Origin of the sequence: Micromonospora echinaurantiaca (assembly GCF_900090235.1) — a bacterium.
In the GTDB taxonomy this organism is placed as follows: Bacteria; Actinomycetota; Actinomycetes; order Mycobacteriales; family Micromonosporaceae; genus Micromonospora; species Micromonospora echinaurantiaca.
The window spans coordinates 1,458,704-1,477,183 of record NZ_LT607750.1; the positions used below are offsets into that span (position 1 = coordinate 1,458,704).

Here is an 18,480-nt window from a genome sequence, read left to right on the forward strand (position 1 = left end):
GGCGGGCCGGGCTCAGCAGGCGGCGTGGCCGGCGCCGAGCAGGTTGCCCTCCGGGATGACGATCCGCTGGCCGCCGGCCGGCCGGGCCGCGCGCCGGGCCCGCCACTGGCTCTGCTCCCGGCGGGCCGCGGCGTACGTGCCGACCGTCCGGCCCGCGATGCTCGCCCAGCCGTAGCGCCGACCCACCATGGTCCGGGCGCGCCGGGCGACCCGGCGGGCGAAGACCTCGTCGCCGAGGAGCTGGCCGACCGCGCCGGCCAGGGCGTCCGGATCGCTGTGCGGAAAGGTCACCCCGGTGACGCCCGGCTCGACGATCTCGGCGAGGCCGCCGGTACGGGCCACCGCGAGCGGCGCGCCGGCCGCCGCCGCCTCCAGCGCCACCATCCCGAACGGCTCGTAGAGGCTGGGCACCACGGTCGCGTCGGTGGCGCCGAGCACCGCCGGCAGCTGGGTGGTGTCCAGGAAACCGGTGAAGCGTACGGTCGGCCCGAGCGTGAGCCGGCGCGCCTCCTCCTCCAGCTCCGCCCGGTACGGCCCGTCGCCGGCGATCACCACCCGCAGCCCGGGGTGCCGCCGGCGCAGGTACGGCACCGCGTGCACCAGGTGCTGCACGCCCTTCTCGTAGACCAGCCGGCCGGCGTACCCGACCAGCGGCCCGTCCCCGGCGAACCGGGCCCGGGCCGAGGCCACCGCCCGGGGACGGGCCCGCCAGGCCCGGTCGTCGACCCCGTTGGGCACCACGTCGACCTGCCCGGCCGGCACCTCGAAGAGGGTGGTGACCTGGTCGCGCATGTAGCCGGAGCAGGCGATCACCCGGGTCGAGGCGTTGCTGAGCCAGTGTTCGACGCCGTGGATGGTGCGGTTCATCTCCTCGGGCAGCCAGCCCTGGTGCCGGCCCGCCTCGGTCGCGTGGATGGTGGTCACCAGGGGCAGGTCGAGGTGCTCGGCGAGGGTGACCGCGGTGTGCGCGACGAGCCAGTCGTGGGCGTGGATGACGTCGTATTCGGCGGTGTCGGTGGCGCGCAGGGCGGCGCGGGTGAGGGTGTGGTTGAAGGCCATGGTCCAGGCCAGCAGGCTGTTGGTGGCCAGGGGGAAGGTGACGGGGTCTTCGGCGGCGCGGATGACGCGGACGCCGTCGACGTATTCCTCCAGGGGTGCGCCGTCGGCGTGGCGGGTGACGACGGTGACCTGGTGGCCGGCGGCGGCGAGGGCGACGGAGAGGGCATGGACGTGGCGGCCGAGGCCGCCGACGAGCACCGGCGGGTACTCCCAGGACAGCATCAGCACCCGCTGGTGCCGGGCGGGGTGGATGTCGATCACGTCGGCGTCAGGTGACATGCGGCCCCCTCTGAGTTGTCCCCGAGCGCGCGCCGGCCGGCACCTGCGCCGGTGCCCGTCGTCGCGGCTGGATCGGATCCAATCCTGCGGGCGACCGGCTAACCAGCGGAGACGCGGTCGTTGCAGAGGTGTAAACCGTTAACGGCGCACCCGCAGCAGCTCGGCGACGGACCAGGCCTGGAACGGGCAACCGGTCGCCCGGTGCGGGGCGTCCGCGTCGGCCGTCTCGCTCACCGAGCCCAGGCCGTACTCGGCCAGGTGGGCTTCCACACCGACGAACAGGTCGTCGACCGGCAGGCCGGCCCGCCGGCAGGCGTCGACGTACGGGCCGAGCAGCCACGGCCAGACGGTGCCCTGGTGGTACGCCCCGTCCCGCTCCGCCGGCCCGCCCCGGTGCCGCCCGACGAACCCGGGGGAGCCCGGGGCGAGGCTGCGCGGGCCGAGCGGGGTGAGCAGCCCGGCGGCCACCCGGCGCAGCGCCGCCGCGTCCGGCTCCAGCGGGGCGTACGGCAGCGACCAGGCCAGCAGCTGGTTGGGGCGGAGCAGGTCGTCGTCGTGCCGCTCCGCGCCCAGCGGGTACGCCGGCGCGGGCGCGTCCACCACGTCGTACAGCCAGCCGGTCGGGGCGGGGAAGCGGTCGCGGAACGCCGCGGTCGCCCGCTCGTGCAGCCGGCGCAGCTCGGTGGCGTCCCGCCCGGCCAGCTCGCTCAACTCGGCCAGCCCGGCCAGCCCGTTGATCCAGAGCGCGTTGACCTCCACCGGCTTGCCCGCCCGCGGCGTCACCGGCACCCCGTGCACCCGGGCGTCCATCCAGGTCAGCGCCGCCCCCGGGGCGCCGGAGGTGAGCAGCCCGTCGGCCCGGTCGACGGCGATGCCGTACCGGGTGCCGGCCAGGTGCGCGTCGACCACCGTGCGCAGCGCCGGCAGCAGCTCGGCGGCCAGGTCGGTGTCGCCGGTGACGGCGACGTGCCGGCGTACCGCGTGCAGGAACCACAGCGTGCCGTCGACCGTGTTGTACTCCACCCGCCCGGTGTCGGCGGTGTTGGCGAGCATCCCCTCCGACAACGTCGCCGCGTACGACCGCAGCAGCTCGCGCCCCTCGTCGGCCCGGCCGGTGGCGAGGAACAGGCCCTCGTAGGAGATCATCGTGTCCCGCGACCAGGCGCCGAACCACGGGTAGCCGGCGACCACGTCCGGCCCCCGGCCCGTGCTGACGACGAACGCGTCGGCGGCCAGCGCGAGTGTCGCGGTCACCTCGTCGGCCGGCGCGGCGGCCGCCACCACCCGGCGGTTGCGGGCCCGGGCGGCCGCGACCACCTCGGTCGCCGGGGGCGGCTCCTCGGCCAGGTCGCCGGCCCAGGCCAGCACCGACACGGTGTCGCCCGGGCGCTCCAGGGCGCCGGCGAAGCGGCCCGCGTACCAGAGGTCCTCGCTCGGCGGCAGGCCCCGGGCCGCCTCCTCCCGGTGGTGCACGCCCAGCCACCACTGGCCCGCCGGGGTCCAGTCCGGGCCGGCGAGCCGGAACGCGCCCTCGACCACCGCTCCACCGGCCACCGGCTCCACCCGGGGCGCCGGTCCGTCGGCGCGCCGCTCGCCGTGCGCGTCCCGCCAGGTGCAGGCCGCGGCCAGCTCCAGCCGGACCGGGCCGCCGGTGACCAGCCGGTGCACCACCGCGACGCAGCGGTGGCCGTGCCGCATGGCCAGCTCCCGCTCGATCACCACGTCGCCGATCCGCCACCGCCACCGGGGCACCCCGTCGACCAGGGTGAACTGCTCCAGCAGCTCGAAGCCGGGCGGGTCGACGACTCCGGAGGCCCACTCGTGCGCGCCCAGCCGCACCCGGGCGCCGGAGGGGAGCAGCACGGCCGGGTCCAGGCTGACCAGGCCGACCCGGCGGGACGCCGGCGTCTCGCCGGCCACCACCAGCAGCCCGTGGTAGCGGCGGGTCCGCAGCCCGCTGACCGTGCCCATGGCGTACCCGCCGAGGCCGTCGGTGACCAGCCACTCCCGGGTCGCACCGCTGCTGAGCTGCCCGCACACCTGCGGACCGAAGCGAATGTCGATCAACTTTCCTCCACCGGCGGCGGGGTGTAACACGCCACGACGAGAATGGCCGCTGTGGTGGAGTACCCCGGCGGCGTCGAAGATGTGCACGTGATCACCGACGTGCCGCCGACGAACGCGCCCGCGCCCGACCCCGAGCGGATCCGGCTCGCCCAGGCCGACGCGGGGGAGCAGGACTGGCGGGCATGGGGTCCGTATCTGTCCGAACGGGCGTGGGGGACGGTGCGGGAGGACTACAGCGAGCACGGCACGGCGTGGGACTACTTTCCCCACGACCACGCCCGGTCCCGAGCCTACCGGTGGAGCGAGGACGGGATGGCGGGCGTCTGCGACGACCGGCAGACGTTCTGCTTCGCCCTCGCCCTGTGGAACGGCCGCGACCCGATCCTCAAGGAGCGGATGTTCGGCCTCGGCGGCGACGGCGGCAACCACGGCGAGGACGCCAAGGACTACTGGTGGTACGAGGACTCCACGCCCACCCACTCGTGGATGCGCTGGCGCTACCACTACCCGCAGGCCGCCTTCCCGTACGACGAGCTGGTCGCGGTCAACGCGCTGCGCGGCCGGGACGACACCGAGTACGAGCTGGTCGACACCGGCATCTTCGACGACGACCGGTACTGGGCGGTGACCGTCGACTACGCGAAGGCGTCGCCGACCGACCTGTGCGTCGTGATCACGGTGGCCAACCGGGGCGACCGGGACGACCGGCTGCACGTGCTGCCCACCCTGTGGTTCCGCAACACCTGGGCATGGGGGCTGCCCGGCGGCGACCGGATCCCCCGGCTGGTCGGGGAGGGGTCCCGGCTGGTCGGCGAGCACCGGGTGCTCGGCCAGCTGCTGCTGGAGGGGGAGGGGGCGCCGACCCCGCTGCTCTGCGACAACGACACCAACGCCGAGCGGCTCTGGGGGCTGCCGGGCCGCTCCCGGTACCCGAAGGACGGGATCAACGACCACGTGGTCAACGGCGCGGCGACGGTGAACCCGGCGCGGGAGGGCACCAAGGGCGCCCTGCACTACGTGCTGGACGTGCCGGCCGGCGAGCAGCGGCAGATCAGGTTGCGGCTGACCCGTACCGCCCCGCCGCCCGGCGGCGCGGCGCCGCCGCCGGCGGACCTGGGCGCCGGCTTCGACGCGGTGGTGTGGGCCCGGCGGGCGGAGGCGAACCGGTTCTTCGCCGGGGTGATCCCGGCCGCCGCCACCGCCGACGAGGCCCTGGTGGCGCGGCAGGCCATCGCCGGGCTGATGTGGGGCAAGCAGTTCTACCACTTCGACGTGAAGCGGTGGCTGGAGGGCGATCCGGGCTCGGCGCCGCCACCACCGGGCCGCCGGCACGGGCGCAACAGCTCCTGGTGGCACATGACCAGCTTCGACGTGATCTCCATGCCGGACCCGTGGGAGTACCCCTGGTACGCGGCCTGGGACCTGGCCTTCCACTGCGTGAGCATCGCCCGGGTCGACCCGGGCTTCGCCAAGGACCAGCTGCTGCTCCTGCTGCGCGAGTGGTACCTGCACCCGAACGGGCAGATCCCCGCGTACGAATGGGCGTTCGGCGACGTGAACCCGCCGGTGCACGCGTGGGCGGCGTTGAAGGTCTTCGAGATCGACGGGAGCCGGGACCACGACTTCCTGGCCCGGGTGATGCACAAGCTGCTGCTCAACTTCACCTGGTGGGTCAACCGCAAGGACACCGGCGGCAACAACGTCTTCGAGGGCGGCTTCCTCGGGCTGGACAACGTGGGGCCGTTCGACCGGTCGGCGGCGCTGCCGGTGGCCGGGGTGCTGGAGCAGTCCGACGGCACCGGCTGGATGGCCATGTACGCGCTCAACCTGCTCGACATCGCGATCGTGCTGGCCGAGCACGACCGCACCTGGGTGGACACCGCCACCAAGTTCTTCGAGCACTTCGCGTACATCGCGGCGGCGGCGTACTCGCAGGGGCTCTGGGACGACGAGGACGCGTTCTTCTACGACGTGCTGCGGCTGACCGACGGCACCAAGGTCCCGCTGAAGGTCCGCTCGGTGGTGGGGCTGCTGCCGCTGGCGGCGGTCACCCGGCTCACCGCGCGTACCCTGCACCGGCTGCCCGAGTTGGGCGCCCGGCTGCGCTGGTTCCTCACCAACCGCCCGGAGTACGCCGACGTGATCGGCGCCCGCCGGCTCGGCCCGGACGGCCGCCAGCAGCGGCTGCTGTCCATGGTCGGCCCGGAGCAGGTGGTCCGGTTGCTGGCCCGGATGCTCGACACCGACGAGTTCCTCTCCGAGTACGGCCTGCGCACGCTCTCCCGGGCGCATCTGGACAAGCCGTTCGCGGTGACCCTCGGCGGTCAGGAGTTCTGCGTCGGCTACGAGCCGGCCGAGTCGACCAGCGGGCTGTTCGGCGGCAACTCCAACTGGCGCGGGCCGATCTGGATGCCGACCAACTTCCTGCTGATCAGCGCGCTGCGCGACTACGCGGCGTTCTTCGGTGACGACCTCCAGGTGGAGTACCCGACCCGGTCCGGGGTGAAGCGGACGCTCGACGAGATCGCCGACGACCTCTCCGCCCGGCTGATCGCGCTGTTCACCCGGGACGGCTGGGGCCGACGGCCGATCTACGGCGCCTGCCAGCTCTTCCAGACCCACCCGGACTGGCGGGACCTGATCGCCTTCCCGGAGTACTTCCACGGGGACAACGGGGCGGGGCTCGGCGCCTGGCACCAGACCGGCTGGACCGCCCTGGTGGCCGACCTGATCCTCACCCTGCGCCGCTGACCTGCGGATTGTGTCGCGGCGGCGAACAGTCGCCAATCCGTCGCCGACCGCTCACCGTCCGCCACCGCCACTACGCTCGGTGAGGTGTCCGACGACCAGGGCGGTGCCGCCGACCAGCGCGAGGCCGCCGTCCACGCCGACCGGCGTGCCGCCCCGACCCGCCCCGACCCGGGCGGGGCTGTCATCGACGCCGAGCCGGGTGACGGCCCGGTCCACGCCGAGGGCCAGGCCGGGCGTGCGCGTGAGGTGCCGGCCCACGCGGAGGGTCAGCTCGGGGATGGGCGCGAGGTTCCGGGGCACATCGAGCCGGGCGGGGCGGCGGCCATCGTCACGGCGGCCCGGCAGCTGGCCGAGGCGGAGGGCTGGCCGGCGGTCACGCCGCGCCGGCTGGCCGAGCGCGCCGGGGTCGACCTCGGCGTCTTCTACCGGTGCTTCGCCGACCGGGACGCGGTGCTGGCCGCGGTCGCGGTGCGCGGCTTCGCCGAGCTGGCCGTCGCGCTCACCGCCGCCCGGTCGGCCGCCGACGGCCCGCGCCGGGCCTGGTCCGCGGTGGTCTCCGGGTACCTCGACTTCGCCTACGCCAACCCCGAGGTGTACGACGCGATGCTCGCGCACACCCCCGACCTGACCCTCGGCGCGGACCGGGCGCCGGTCACCCCGGCCGCCGCTTTCGCGCAGCTGCGCGCCGCCGTGGCGCCGCTGGCCGCCGGCCGGGACCCGGACACCCTGGCCGAACTCGGCTGGAGCCTGCTGCACGGGGTGGTCATGCTCACCCGTGGCGGCCGACTGCGGCCGGAGGCGCAGGAGCAGCGGGAGGAGATGATCGCCACCCGGCTGCTGGAGCCGCCGGTGGCGCCGGCCCCGCGCCGCGGGAAAGTCCCTGGGCGCTCCGGCGGTGGTGCCCTATAGTTCCCCGCCGGGCCGGGCGGTGACCGGCCCGGCACGGGGAGGGGACGGCATGACGGACGGTGGCGTGACGGTGTCCCCGGGGCAGGTGTTGGTGTTCGACGCCGACGACACGCTCTGGGAGAACAACGTGCTCTTCGAGCGGGTGATCGACGACTTCCTGGCGTGGCTGGACCACCCGACCCTGGACCGGGTCGCGATCCGCGCCGTCCTGGACGACATCGAGCGGGCCAACGCCGCCGTGCACGGCTACGGCAGCAGGGTCTTCCTGCACAGCCTCGGCGAGTGCCTGGAGCGGCTGCGCCAGCGGCCGGTCACCGAGGCCGAGCGCCGGGAGATCCAGGAGCTGGCGGTGGCGCTGGTGGAGCACCAGGTCGAGCTGATGCCCGGGGTGGCCGACGCGCTGGACGAGCTGGCCGGCCGGCACGCGCTGCTGCTGCTGACCAAGGGGGACCGGGAGGAGCAGCAGCGCAAGCTGGACGCCTCCGGGCTGCTGCACCACTTCCAGGCCGCGCACATCGTGGCGGAGAAGGACGTCGACACGTACCGCTGGCTGACCCGGGAGCACGGGTTCGACCCGGCCGCCGGGTGGATGATCGGTAACTCGCCGAAGTCGGACATCCTGCCGGCCCGGGCGGCCGGCATGAACGCCGTGTTCATCCCGAACGACAACACCTGGGTGTTGGAGCACGACGAACTCGACCCGGCCGACCCGGGCGTGCTGCACCTGACCGCCTTCCCCGACCTGCTCAAGCACTTCTGAGTCGGGTGCGGTCGCCGGCCCTGCCGGCCGCCGCTCAGCCGGCCGCCACCGGCGTACGGCTGCTGCACTCGCTGGCGCTCGCGCTGCTGGTGGGTGGCCTCGCCGCCCGCCGCGGGCAGCGTCCGCGCAGAGGTCGCTCCGACCGGAAATAGCGCTCCTGATGACGGTCGTGTTACGCCGACATGCCGGTTTTCAACGTTGATATCAATCACCCTCCACCACGGCTCCCGTGCCTTGTCCGACCTGGAAGGACCCGCCTAGCCTGATCCGGCGCTCGCGGCTCTTCGGGGTGGGTCGGGAGCGCACCGAAGTCCGGTAGCTGGGCACCGTGGAGCTGAGTGCAGGCGGGCCGGCTCGTCGGGTTGAGCCGAGCGTGGGCGGCGTGCCACGCCCGCGCGTCCAATCCGGCGAAGTCCGCTACCACGCCGGACGGCTGGGGGTCAGGACCGGGGAGTTGCGGACCCGGTCCTGACCCGTCCTGTCTTCCGGAACGTCGGCGGGCGTGCTGCTGCGTCCGGATCGCCGATCCCGTTACACCGACCCGCCGCTGTCCCCGGCTGAGATTCCTCACCATTTCCGGGGCAGCCGGCCCGGACCGGAACTGCGACCATGCTGCGAATGGAACGGAGACACTCTTCCGTGCGTCCCGCCGTCCCGCTGAGGCGCTCGTGACCGGGCGGGGGCGGCCGATCCCGCCGCCGAACCGGGCGTCGGCGTTGACCACCCTGCCGGAGGAGACCCGGCAGGTCGTCCTCGTCACCGGCAACGGCTACAACACCACGTACGCGACGCTGGAGACGTTCGCCGTGGCCGGCGGCCACTGGGTCGCGGTCTTCCCGCCGCTGCCGGCGCGGATCGGCTCCCGAGGCTTCAGCGACAACCACGTCGAGGGCGTGCCCACCACGCCGACCGGCGTCTACTCGTTCGGCGAGACGATGTACGGCATCGGCGCCGACCCGGGGGTGCGCTACCCGTACCACCGGGTGGTGACCAACGACTGGTGGAACGAGAATCCCGAGTCGCCGCTCTACAACACCTTCCAGCACAGCACCACCAACCCGGGTGGCTTCAGTGAGGCGCTGTGGAAGGAGATCCCCGCGTACACCCACTTCGCGGTGATCACCTACAACATGCGGCCGAACGTGCCGGAGCCGATCCCGAACGCCGGCAGTGGCATCTTCCTGCACGAGTTCAGCACCAGTGGCGGCAACGCGACCGCCGGCTGCGTCAGCCTTTCGCACGCCAACCTGGTCCGGGTGCTGACCTGGCTGGACCCGGCGCGCGCGCCGCGGATCGTGATCAGCCCGGTGCAGAACCTCGGCCGGTACTGACCACCGACCCGTCCCGCGGGGCCGTCCCGACCGGGGCGGCCCTCACCGTCCCGTTCCGGGTGCCGACCGGGGCGGCGCTGGGTAGCGTGCCGGAGTGGACATCGGATTCGCCCCGCCGGTCTCCGGCTCATGGGCCACGCCGGAGCACATGGTCCACGTCGCCCGGCGCGCGGAACTGCTCGGATACCACTCGCTGTGGACGTTCCAGCGGCTGCTGGCCCCCGCCGACCTCGGCTGGAGCGAGACGTACCACAGCGTTCAGGATCCGCTGACCACGCTGGCGTTCCTCGCCGCCCACACCACCCGGATCCGGCTCGGCGTCGCGGTGCTCAACATGCCGTTCGTCTCCCCGGTCGTGCTGGCCAAGCAGACCGCGACCCTCGACATCCTCAGCGGCGGACGGCTCGACGTCGGGCTCGGCCTCGGCTGGTCCGACGAGGAGTACCAGGCGACCGGCGCGAGCCGGCACCGGCGGGGTCAGCGGGCCGCCGAGTTCGTCACCGTCCTGCGCAGCCTCTGGCAGGACGAGGTCATCGCCCACCGCGGCGAGTTCTACCAGATCCCACCGACCCGGCTGGACCCCAAGCCGCTGCAGCGACCGCACCCGCCGATCCTGCTCGGCGGCCAGGCGCCCGCGGCGCTGCGCCGGGCGGGCCGGCTCGCCGACGGCTGGATCAGCGGCAGCCAGGAGGACCTGACCGGCATCGCCGCGGCGATCACGACGGTGCGGACGGCGGCCGAGCAGGCCGGTCGCGATCCCCGCTCGCTGCGCTTCGTCTGCCGCGGCGCCGTGCGGGCACGCCCGGCCGGCCCGGCCGACCGGACGCCGCTCACCGGCACGCTGGAGCAGATCCGGTCGGACGTCGACCGGCTCGCCGAGGCGGGCGTCACGGAACTCTTCGTCGACCTCAACTTCGACCCCGAGATCGGCTCACCCTCGGCGCAGCCGCGGGAGTCGCTGCGCCGCGCCGACGAGGTGCTCGACGCGCTCGCCCCGACCCGCTGACCCGAGCCGCTCACCCCGTCAGGTCCACCGCGCCCGCGGCCGCCGACCACGCCGACCAGCGGGTCACCGTGAGTGCGACGACCGGCCCGCCCGGCGGGCGCCGCACGTACTGCGGGTACTTGGCGGCCAGCGCCGACCGGGCCGCTGCCTCCTCGGCCGGATCGTCGGCCAGGCGGCCGTGGCCGTCCAGCCGGACCCACCACAGCGCCGACCAGTCCTCGTCGTACTCGTCGACGAGCAGGCAGGCGTGCTCCGTCGCCTCGATGTTCACCAGCCGGCGCAGCCGCCGGTGGCGCTTGGGCTTCTCGTCCACCGCGTGGTACGCCACGTCGCCGAGCAGGGCGAAGCAGACCGGCACCAGGTGCGGGCGGCCGTCGGGCCCGACGGTGGCGAGCCGGGCCACCCGGGCCGAGCCGACCCGGTGGCGTACTTCCTCGGCCCGCACACCCGGCGCCCGGTCGTCAGGTGGCTCCGCCGCGGACGATGGCCACCGCCACCCGGCAGAACTCGTCCATGTCCGGCTCGAAGCCGGCCGCGATGTCGGGGTGCAGGCCGGCCCGGGTCTCGTCGAGCAGCCGCTGGCAGACCTGCTCGACCGGCTCGCCGGCGTAGCTGGCACGGACCCGTTCCGCCGCCGCCTGCAGCGCCGAGGTCAGCTGGTCTTCCAGCGGGCCGCGCAGCTTCTGCTGCACAGGGTCGAGCCCGCGGGGGTCCAGCGTGACATGTGGCTCCGACATCGGCGCTCCCTTCGTCGGCGTCCGCGGTACCCCACCGCGGCCGTCGGTCAAACCACGTTCGATACGGCGGCGACCCGCACCTGGTACGAGAAGTCCTCCGCCGGCTGCTCGACGTACGACAGCCGGCGGATCTGCCGGTCGTCGTCGTAGAGGGCGACGTCGACCAGGACGCCGAGGTGGGCCAGGCCGATGCTGGACACCCGCTTCTTGTCCTGGAGCACCGCGCACACCCCGCCGAGCAGCGTGCTGGCGTCGGAGGTGCGGTGCCCGGGTGGGCAGCGCAGCACCACGTCCACCTCGATCGGCCCGGACAGCGGGGTCCAGCCGGTCTGCTGGGCCGCCGCGCAGGCCGCTTCGAGCAGGGCGCGGACCCTCGTCGCCTGCCGGTGGCCGGCGGCGAAGATGGACAGCGCCTCAGTCTTGACCGGTGGCAGGCCGCTCACCTCGAACGTCAGGGCGAGAGCGCGGGTGTCCTGCACCACGACGGCACCTCCTCGTTGGGGACGATCCTGCCCAACCGGTGGACCGGCAGAGGGAAGTTCCCGCGAGAACCAACCGATCGGACGGGCTGGGGTCGGCCGGAGGCGTGTCGACGTCGGCGGCGAACGCGCTGGCTGCGGAGCTAGGACGACGCTAGTCGACTCGCCGCTGGCTGGGTAGCACCGCCGCTCACTGGGTGGGACGTGGCGCGAACGCGCAGAACTCGTTGCCCTCCGGGTCGGCCATGATCCACCAGCTGATCGTGTCGTCCGGTTCGCGCAGCAGCGTGGCGCCGGCCTTGATCAGGGCGGTCGGCTCGGGGTCGGTCAGGTCGACGTCCCAGTGCATCCGGTTCTTCACGGTCTTGCGTTCCGGCACCGGGTCGAAGATCCACTGCCGCCAGGGGAAGCCGGCCGCGCCGAGCACCGAGGCGTGCCCCCGGTCGCTGGCGCATACCTCGCCACCGACCACGCCGGCCCACCATGTTGCCTGGGCGACCGGGTCGGCCGAGTCCACGATCAGCGCGATCGGGCCGGGTTGCGCACCCTCGCGGGGCGGGAACGCGCAGAACAGGTTGCCGCCCGGGTCGGCCAGCACCCACCAGTCGATCTCCGCGTCGGGCTCGCGGACCAGCCGCGCCCCGGCGGCCAGCAGCGCCGCCGGCTCCGCGTCGGCCAGCCGCAGGTCCAGGTGGACCCGGGTCTTGGCGGTACGCGGCTCGGGCACCCGGTTGACCCAGATCGACTCCGCGCCCGAGCCGCCGCGCGGGTCGACCCGGGTGTCCCCGTCGCCGGTGTCCACCAACTCGCCGTCCAGGATCCGGGCCCAGAAGCCACCCAACACGTGCGGGTCGGCCGCATCCAGACACAGGTCCTTGAACCGAGCGATCATCCCCCCATCATCCCCACCCACCCGCACCCCCTCAACCCGTTTGATCATGAGGTTGGGGCGTCGAAACGGACAAACGTCCCCGCCAACCTCATGATCAACGCGATGGTGGTGGCCGGGGGGTTAGTGGCGGCCGCGTTTGAGTTCGTGGAAGGCCGGGAGGTGGAGTAGGGGGAGCAGGGAGTCCCAGATGGTCAGGGCGTCGTCGGTGCCGGGCACCTCGGTGAGGATCGGGCCGTGCATGCCCCGCTCCGCGCCGGGCACCATGAGCACCGGCGAGCCGATGTCCGGGCCGGCTGAGGCGTACGCCAGCGCGTGCGACTCGCGTACCGCCCGGTCCCAGCGCTCGTCGTCGAGCGCCGCCGCCGCGTCACCCAGGCCGGCCGCCGCCACGGCCGCGTCCACGATCTTCGGCGACAGCGGGTTGCCGGCGTCGTGGCTGCGCGCGCCCACCTCGGCGTAGAACCGGGCGATGTCGTCCGGCCGGCCGTCCGCGCGCAGCGCCTCCACCAGCCGCAGCGCCCGACTCGACGCGGCCAGCACGTCGGCGAACTCGGGGGCGGACTTCCCCTCGTTGAGGATGGCCAGGCTGAAGGCCCGCCATTCGACCCGCAGGCCACGGGCGTCGGCGACGGCGACCAGCCAGCGCGAGGTGCGCCAGGTCCACGGGCAGGCGGGATCGAAGAAGAACGTGGCGTCCATCGGCCGAGACTAAGCGCCCGCGCGCCGCCCCGCAGCGCGGTGACCCGGGCCACACCGGCGACCTGTTGTCGGCGTTCCATCACCGTCAGGTTTCGCGCCTTCGCAGGTCGGGCAGTGTTGGGGCCACGAAACGTCCGGGACCGATCACTCGCTGGTCAGCGTCCCGACCGTCTCGCCGTGCGCCGGGGCACGGTGCGTCACCCCGGCTGTTGCGAGGGGAGGGGTGATGAGCGATCCCGACGGGAGCCGGCGCCGGCCACGCGTACGCGCGCTGGCCGCGGCCGCGGCGCTGACGTTGGTGGCACCCATGGCGGCCTGCGGATCCGGCGACGACGGCGGCGTGCCGACGATCAACCTGTACTACCCGCCGGAGCAGAACCTGCAGAAGGTGGTGGACAACTGCAACGCGGCGGCCCAGGGCCGGTACCAGATCGCCTACCGGGTGCTGCCGCGTCAGGCCGACGACCAGCGGGTGCAGATGGTGCGTCGGCTCGCCGCGGAGGACCCCGGCATGGACGTGCTCGGCCTGGACGTCACCTGGACGCAGGAGTTCGCCAGCGCCGACTGGATCCTGGAGTGGACCGGGCAGGACCGGGCGGAGGTCGAGCAGGGCACCCTGGCCGGCCCGCTGGAGACCGCGCGCTACCAGGACAAGCTCTACGCCGCGCCGAAAAACACGAACGTCCAGCTGCTCTGGTACCGCAAGGACCTGGTGCCCGAGGCGCCGAAGAGCTGGGACCAGATGATCTCGGCGGCCCAGCAGCTGAAGCAGCAGGGTAAGCCGTACCAGGTGCTCACCATGGGCGCCCAGTACGAGGGCCTGGTGGTCCTCTACAACACCCTCGCGGAGAGCGCCGGCGGCAACATCCTCAGCGACGACGGCAAGCGGGCGGTGATGGACGAGGGCACCGTCAAGGCGCTGGAGCAGCTGCAGCGCTTCGCCACGTCGGGCGTGACGTCGCCGTCGTTCAGCAACGCCACCGAGGACCCGGTGCGGCTGGAGTTCCAGTCCGGCAACGGCGCCTTCCAGGTGAACTGGCCGTTCGTCTACCCCGCGATGCAGGAGGCCAACCCGGAGCTGGCCAAGCAGGTCGCCTGGGCGCGGGTGCCGGGCATCGACGAGAACACCCCGAGCAAGGTCACCATCGGCGGGGTGAACATGGCGGTCAGCGCCTACTCCGAACACCCGGCGGAGTCCTTCGAGGCGGCGAAGTGCATCCGCAACGCCGAGAACCAGAAGTTCTCCGCGGTCAACGACGGGGTTCCGCCGACCATCGAGCGGGTCTACGACGACCCGGAGATGGCCGAGGCGTACCCGATGAAGGAGACCATCCTGGAGGAGCTCAAGGAGCCGGCGACCCGTCCGCTGACCCCGGCGTACCAGAGCATCTCCACCGTGATGTCGGCGATCCTCTCGCCGCCGTCGGCGATCGACCCGCAGCGGACCGCCGACGAGCTGCGCGACGCCATCGCCGACGCCCTGGAGTCCAAGGGGGTCCTACCGTGAGCGTGAACGCCACCCCCGGCGGGGCGGAGGTCGCGGCCGACGAGACCGCTGCCCGGTCCGGCGCCCGGCACGCCGCCGTGCCGGCCCAGCGTGACCGCCGGCGCAAGCCGCCGCTGAGCGAGAACAAGAAGGCCGAACGCCGGCTGGGCTGGCTGCTCTGCGCGCCGGCCGCGCTGGTCATGGTGCTGGTGACGGCGTATCCGATCCTCTACTCGGTCTGGTTGTCGCTGCAGCGCTTCGACCTGCGCTTCCCCCACCAGCGGGAGTTCATCGGGCTGGAGAACTACGTCACCGTGCTGACCAACGAGTTCTGGTGGACGGCGTTCGGGGTCACCGCGCTGATCACCGTGGTCACCGTCGCGGTGGAACTGGTGCTCGGCATGGGCCTGGCGCTGATCATGCACCGCACGCTGGTCGGCCGGGGCATCGTGCGCACTGCGGCGCTGATCCCGTACGGGATCGTCACGGTGGTCGCCGCCTTCTCCTGGCGGTACGCCTGGACGCCCGGCACCGGCTACCTGGCGAACCTGTTCAGCGAGGGCGCGCCGCTGACCGAACGGGCCAGCTCGCTGGCGATCATCATGCTGGCGGAGATCTGGAAGACCACCCCGTTCATGGCGCTGCTGCTGATGGCCGGGCTGGCGCTGGTCCCGGAGGACCTGCTCAAGGCGGCCTCCACCGACGGGGCGACCGCCTGGCAGCGGTTCACCAAGGTGATGCTGCCGGTGATGAAGCCGGCGATCCTGGTCGCGCTGCTGTTCCGCACCCTGGACGCGTTCCGGGTCTTCGACAACATCTTCGTGCTCACCGCGGGCGGCAACGAGACCTCCTCGGTGTCGATGCTCGCCTACAACAACCTGATCCGGGGCCTCAACCTCGGCATCGGGTCGACGATGTCGGTGCTGATCTTCCTCACCGTGGCGATCATCGCCTTCGTCTTCGTGAAGCTGTTCGGTACCGCTGCCCCCGGCAGCGACGACGGGGAGAGGCGCTGAGATGGCTGTCGAAACCACCACCCGGGCCAAGCTCCGCTGGGGTCTGCTGGACGTCGTCGTGGTCGTCTTCGCGCTGATCCCGGTGTTGTGGATCGCGTCGCTGTCGTTCAAGACCCCGGCCACCCTCACCGACGGCAAGTTCTGGCCGCGGGAGTGGACGCTGGACAACTACCGGACGATCTTCGCCACCGACCAGTTCGTCCGGGCCCTGGTCAACTCGATCGGCATCGCGCTGATCGCCACCGTGATCGCGGTGGTGCTCGGCGCCATGGCCGCGTACGCGATCTCCCGGCTGGACTTCCCCGGCAAGCGGCTGCTGGTCGGCGTCTCGCTGCTGATCGCGATGTTCCCGCAGGTGTCGCTGGTCTCGCCGCTGTTCGACATCGAGCGGCAGCTGGGCCTCTTCGACACCTGGCCGGGCCTGATCCTGCCGTACATCACCTTCGCCCTGCCGCTGGCGATCTACACGCTGTCGGCGTTCTTCAAGCAGATCCCCTGGGACCTGGAGAAGGCGGCGAAGATGGACGGGGCGACCCAGGGCCAGGCGTTCCGCCGGGTGATCGCGCCGCTGGCCGCGCCCGGCCTGTTCACCACGGCGATCCTGGTCTTCATCTTCTGCTGGAACGACTTCCTCTTCGCCATCTCGCTGACCTCCACCGAGCGGTCCCGCACGGTGCCGGTGGCGCTGTCGTTCTTCACCGGCGAGTCGCAGTTCGAGGACCCGACCGGGGCGATCTGCGCCGCCGCCGTGGTGATCACCATTCCGATCATCCTGTTCGTCCTCTTCTTCCAGCGCCGCATCGTCTCCGGCCTGACCTCCGGCGCCGTCAAGGGATAGGTGATAGTCGTGGCTGACATCGTGCTCGACAAGGTGAGCAAGAAGTTCCCGGACGGCACCGTCGCGGTGGCCGACGTCGACCTGGAGATCGCCGACGGCGAGTTCGTCATCCTGGTCGGCCCCTCCGGCTGCGGAAAGTCCACCACCCTCAACATGATCGCCGGGCTGGAGGACATCAGCTCCGGCGAGCTGCGCATCGGCGGCGAGCGGGTCAACGACAAGGCGCCCCGGGACCGGGACATCGCCATGGTCTTCCAGTCGTACGCCCTCTACCCGAACATGACCGTCCGGGAGAACATGGCGTTCCCGCTGCGCCTGGCCAAGCTGGACAAGGAGACCATCAACACCAAGGTCGAGGAGGCGGCGAAGGTCCTGGAGCTGACCGCGCTGCTGGACCGCAAGCCGGCCAACCTCTCCGGCGGCCAGCGGCAGCGGGTGGCGATGGGCCGGGCGATCGTCCGGCAGCCCAAGGCGTTCCTGATGGACGAGCCGCTGTCCAACCTGGACGCGAAGCTGCGGGTGCAGATGCGCACGGTGGTGTCCCGGCTGCAGAAGCAGCTCGGCACCACCACCGTCTACGTGACCCACGACCAGACCGAGGCGATGACCCTCGGCGATCGGGTGGTCATCATGCGCGGCGGCGCGGTGCAGCAGGTCGGCCCGCCGCAGGAGCTCTACGACCACCCGCGCAACCTCTTCGTGGCCGGCTTCATCGGCTCGCCGTCGATGAACTTCCTGCACGCCGTCGTGCAGGACGGCGCGCTGCGCACGGCGCTGGGCGAGGTGCCGCTCGGCGACCGGGTCCGGCGGCAGCTGGAGGGCGCCGACGCGCCGCGCGAGCTGATCCTCGGCATCCGGCCGGAGCACTTCGAGGACGCCGACCTGGTCGACGAGGACACCCGTCGCCGGGGCATGGAGTTCGAGGCGCCGGCGGAGATCGTCGAGTCGATGGGCTCGGACAAGTACGTCTACTTCACGGTCGAGGGGGAGCGGGCCAGCGCCGCCGAACTGGAGGAGCTGGCAGCCGACGCCGGCGCGTCCGACTTCACCGGGGCCGGTGCGAACCTGGTGACCCGGCTGTCGGCGGAGTCGCCGGTGGTGGAGGGGGAGACCCGCCGGGTCTGGTTCAACCTGGAGAAGATCCACCTGTTCGACCCCTCGAACGGGCGCAACCTGACCCTGCACGAGGGCCGGTCGGCCGGCGCGCTCGCCGACTGACGGTACGACCGCGCGGGCGGGTGGGTCGAAACCGACCCACCCGCCCGTCGTGCGTCAGGTGTCAGCGACGTCGCCGGCTGCGTTCCGGGATGTCGGCCTCGACCTGCTCCCGCCGGACCTGCTCGTCGATGGCCCGCTGGTCGACCACCTCGTCCTTGGTGAGGTGGACCCGCTCCACGGGAACCGTTTCCTTGCGCACCACCGGTCGCTCGGCGCGCAGGGTCATCTCCTGCTCGGCCTCGCCGATGTCGGCGTTCACGTTGCGCGCGTTCGCGGCGGAGATGGGCTCGCGCTCCACGTACACCTCGTCGTGCTCGACCGGCACGGTGGTGTGCACGTCCTCGGAGACGACGTACTTGCGCAGCCGCGCGGTGCCGGCGGGCTGGCTCTCGGTGCCGACCCGCAGGCGCTCCTCGGACCGGATGAGGTCCTCACCGGCGCCCGGCGCGCGTCCGCGCTCCCGGGCCGGCGGAGCGGCCGGAGCCGGTTGCGGCGCGAGCTGGTAATGCCGGTAGAGCTGCTCGACCTGCGCCGTGCTGAGCGGCTCGTCGGTGTCGGCGTCCACGGTGGGCGCGTCCTTCACCGTCGACTTGTCGTAGTCGACGGCGAGCGCGCCGCCGGCGATCTGGGCCTTCTGCAGCGGAGCCATCGACTCCTTCCTGCCCATCACCCCGGTCTTCACGCTGACCCAGGTCGGCTCACCGGCGTTGTCGGCCCAGATCTGACCCACGCTGCCGATCTTCGACCCCGAGCGGTCCGTGACGTTCTGTCCGTACAGCGAACTGACCTGCTGTGCGTTGAGCTTCATGGACCGTAACCTCCCTCTGTCTCACCCGGCGGATACCCGACCGGGCCGAGCGGATGCGTCACCGGCACGCCGGATAGGAGCGCCACGCGAGTGGGGCCGGTGAGGCCGGGGGAGGCGGGTGAGGTGTCGGTGGGTCGATGGATGG

The 18,480-nt window shown here is 72.7% G+C and carries 18 protein-coding genes; 10 read left to right on the forward strand and 8 right to left on the reverse strand.

All coding sequences use genetic code 11. From position 1 onward, the window contains the following. Positions 1-12: 12 nt before the first annotated feature. Together GA0070609_RS06730 and GA0070609_RS06735 are read right to left on the reverse strand one after the other, a co-directional pair. Complete coding sequence (locus GA0070609_RS06730; protein ID WP_088993006.1) at positions 13-1,338, reverse strand: glycosyltransferase family 4 protein; 1,326 nt, start codon at positions 1,336-1,338, stop codon at positions 13-15. Between the two features lie 138 nt (positions 1,339-1,476). Beyond that, entirely contained in the window at positions 1,477-3,405 is a 1,929-nt protein-coding gene (locus GA0070609_RS06735; RefSeq protein WP_088993007.1) for an amylo-alpha-1,6-glucosidase, read from the reverse strand. A gap of 42 nt (positions 3,406-3,447) precedes the next feature. Here GA0070609_RS06735 and GA0070609_RS06740 point away from each other — a divergent pair, with 42 nt between their 5' ends. The 6 genes from GA0070609_RS06740 to GA0070609_RS06765 all read left to right on the forward strand — a co-directional run bounded on the left by GA0070609_RS06740 (position 3,448) and on the right by GA0070609_RS06765 (position 10,162). Then, complete coding sequence (locus GA0070609_RS06740; RefSeq protein ID WP_088993008.1) at positions 3,448-6,156, forward strand: MGH1-like glycoside hydrolase domain-containing protein; 2,709 nt, start codon at positions 3,448-3,450, stop codon at positions 6,154-6,156. Positions 6,157-6,240: 84 nt separating this feature from the next. After that, positions 6,241-7,065, forward strand: coding sequence for a TetR/AcrR family transcriptional regulator (locus GA0070609_RS06750; protein WP_231928556.1), 825 nt, complete (start codon positions 6,241-6,243; stop codon positions 7,063-7,065). 49 nt (positions 7,066-7,114) lie between these two features. Further along, entirely contained in the window at positions 7,115-7,825 is a 711-nt protein-coding gene (locus GA0070609_RS06755) for an HAD family hydrolase (protein ID WP_088993010.1), read from the forward strand. A gap of 5 nt (positions 7,826-7,830) precedes the next feature. Continuing rightward, positions 7,831-7,977, forward strand: coding sequence for a hypothetical protein (locus tag GA0070609_RS33065; protein ID WP_157748070.1), 147 nt, complete (start codon positions 7,831-7,833; stop codon positions 7,975-7,977). A gap of 516 nt (positions 7,978-8,493) precedes the next feature. Continuing rightward, positions 8,494-9,156, forward strand: a complete 663-nt coding sequence (locus GA0070609_RS06760) for a L,D-transpeptidase family protein (protein WP_088993011.1) — start codon at positions 8,494-8,496, stop codon at positions 9,154-9,156. A gap of 94 nt (positions 9,157-9,250) precedes the next feature. Continuing rightward, positions 9,251-10,162, forward strand: a complete 912-nt coding sequence (locus GA0070609_RS06765) for a TIGR03619 family F420-dependent LLM class oxidoreductase (protein WP_088993012.1) — start codon at positions 9,251-9,253, stop codon at positions 10,160-10,162. A gap of 10 nt (positions 10,163-10,172) precedes the next feature. Here GA0070609_RS06765 and GA0070609_RS06770 read toward each other — a convergent pair whose 3' ends face one another. From GA0070609_RS06770 to GA0070609_RS06790, 5 genes are all read right to left on the reverse strand, one after another. Next, complete coding sequence (locus GA0070609_RS06770; protein ID WP_088993013.1) at positions 10,173-10,607, reverse strand: TIGR03668 family PPOX class F420-dependent oxidoreductase; 435 nt, start codon at positions 10,605-10,607, stop codon at positions 10,173-10,175. Positions 10,608-10,623: 16 nt separating this feature from the next. After that, a complete protein-coding gene (locus GA0070609_RS06775; protein WP_088993014.1) occupies positions 10,624-10,899 on the reverse strand; it encodes a hypothetical protein in 276 nt (91 codons plus the stop codon). Between the two features lie 47 nt (positions 10,900-10,946). Further along, positions 10,947-11,378, reverse strand: a complete 432-nt coding sequence (locus GA0070609_RS06780) for a RusA family crossover junction endodeoxyribonuclease (protein WP_088997541.1) — start codon at positions 11,376-11,378, stop codon at positions 10,947-10,949. A 190-nt stretch (positions 11,379-11,568) separates the two neighbouring features. After that, positions 11,569-12,270: a VOC family protein gene (locus GA0070609_RS06785; RefSeq protein WP_088993015.1), complete on the reverse strand. Its 702-nt coding sequence runs from the start codon at positions 12,268-12,270 to the stop codon at positions 11,569-11,571. 120 nt (positions 12,271-12,390) lie between these two features. Then, entirely contained in the window at positions 12,391-12,969 is a 579-nt protein-coding gene (locus GA0070609_RS06790) for a DsbA family protein (protein WP_088993016.1), read from the reverse strand. A 226-nt stretch (positions 12,970-13,195) separates the two neighbouring features. Between GA0070609_RS06790 and GA0070609_RS06795 the strand changes: the two genes are divergently transcribed. From GA0070609_RS06795 to GA0070609_RS06810, 4 genes are read left to right on the forward strand one after another with little or no spacing between them, the layout of a single operon-like run. Continuing rightward, complete coding sequence (locus GA0070609_RS06795; protein WP_172899299.1) at positions 13,196-14,476, forward strand: ABC transporter substrate-binding protein; 1,281 nt, start codon at positions 13,196-13,198, stop codon at positions 14,474-14,476. After that, the gene (locus GA0070609_RS06800; RefSeq protein ID WP_088993018.1) at positions 14,473-15,471 is read left to right on the forward strand and encodes a carbohydrate ABC transporter permease; all 999 of its coding nucleotides are present in this window, start codon (positions 14,473-14,475) and stop codon (positions 15,469-15,471) included. The genes GA0070609_RS06795 and GA0070609_RS06800 overlap by 4 nt, the downstream gene beginning before the upstream one ends. A gap of 1 nt (position 15,472) precedes the next feature. Next, on the forward strand, positions 15,473-16,309 hold the full coding sequence (locus GA0070609_RS06805) for a carbohydrate ABC transporter permease (RefSeq protein WP_088993019.1): 837 nt from the start codon (positions 15,473-15,475) through the stop codon (positions 16,307-16,309). Positions 16,310-16,318: 9 nt separating this feature from the next. Then, on the forward strand, positions 16,319-17,527 hold the full coding sequence (locus tag GA0070609_RS06810; protein ID WP_088993020.1) for an ABC transporter ATP-binding protein: 1,209 nt from the start codon (positions 16,319-16,321) through the stop codon (positions 17,525-17,527). Positions 17,528-17,588: 61 nt separating this feature from the next. Here the strand turns inward: GA0070609_RS06810 and GA0070609_RS06815 are convergent, their stop codons facing one another. Further along, positions 17,589-18,335: a YsnF/AvaK domain-containing protein gene (locus tag GA0070609_RS06815; protein ID WP_088993021.1), complete on the reverse strand. Its 747-nt coding sequence runs from the start codon at positions 18,333-18,335 to the stop codon at positions 17,589-17,591. Between the last annotated feature and the right edge of the window lie 145 nt (positions 18,336-18,480).

What these genes read in the sequence shown, in the direction of transcription:
- GA0070609_RS06730 (WP_088993006.1), bottom strand. Translation starts at nt 1,338, where the DNA reads ATGTCACCTGACGCCGACGTGATCGACATCCACCCCGCCCGGCACCAG.
- GA0070609_RS06815 (WP_088993021.1), bottom strand. Translation starts at nt 18,335, where the DNA reads ATGAAGCTCAACGCACAGCAGGTCAGTTCGCTGTACGGACAGAACGTC.
- GA0070609_RS06755 (WP_088993010.1), top strand. Translation starts at nt 7,115, where the DNA reads ATGACGGACGGTGGCGTGACGGTGTCCCCGGGGCAGGTGTTGGTGTTC.
- GA0070609_RS06795 (WP_172899299.1), top strand. Translation starts at nt 13,196, where the DNA reads ATGAGCGATCCCGACGGGAGCCGGCGCCGGCCACGCGTACGCGCGCTG.
- GA0070609_RS06805 (WP_088993019.1), top strand. Translation starts at nt 15,473, where the DNA reads ATGGCTGTCGAAACCACCACCCGGGCCAAGCTCCGCTGGGGTCTGCTG.
- GA0070609_RS06740 (WP_088993008.1), top strand. Translation starts at nt 3,448, where the DNA reads ATGGCCGCTGTGGTGGAGTACCCCGGCGGCGTCGAAGATGTGCACGTG.
- GA0070609_RS06785 (WP_088993015.1), bottom strand. Translation starts at nt 12,270, where the DNA reads ATGATCGCTCGGTTCAAGGACCTGTGTCTGGATGCGGCCGACCCGCAC.
- GA0070609_RS06775 (WP_088993014.1), bottom strand. Translation starts at nt 10,899, where the DNA reads ATGTCGGAGCCACATGTCACGCTGGACCCCCGCGGGCTCGACCCTGTG.
- GA0070609_RS06790 (WP_088993016.1), bottom strand. Translation starts at nt 12,969, where the DNA reads ATGGACGCCACGTTCTTCTTCGATCCCGCCTGCCCGTGGACCTGGCGC.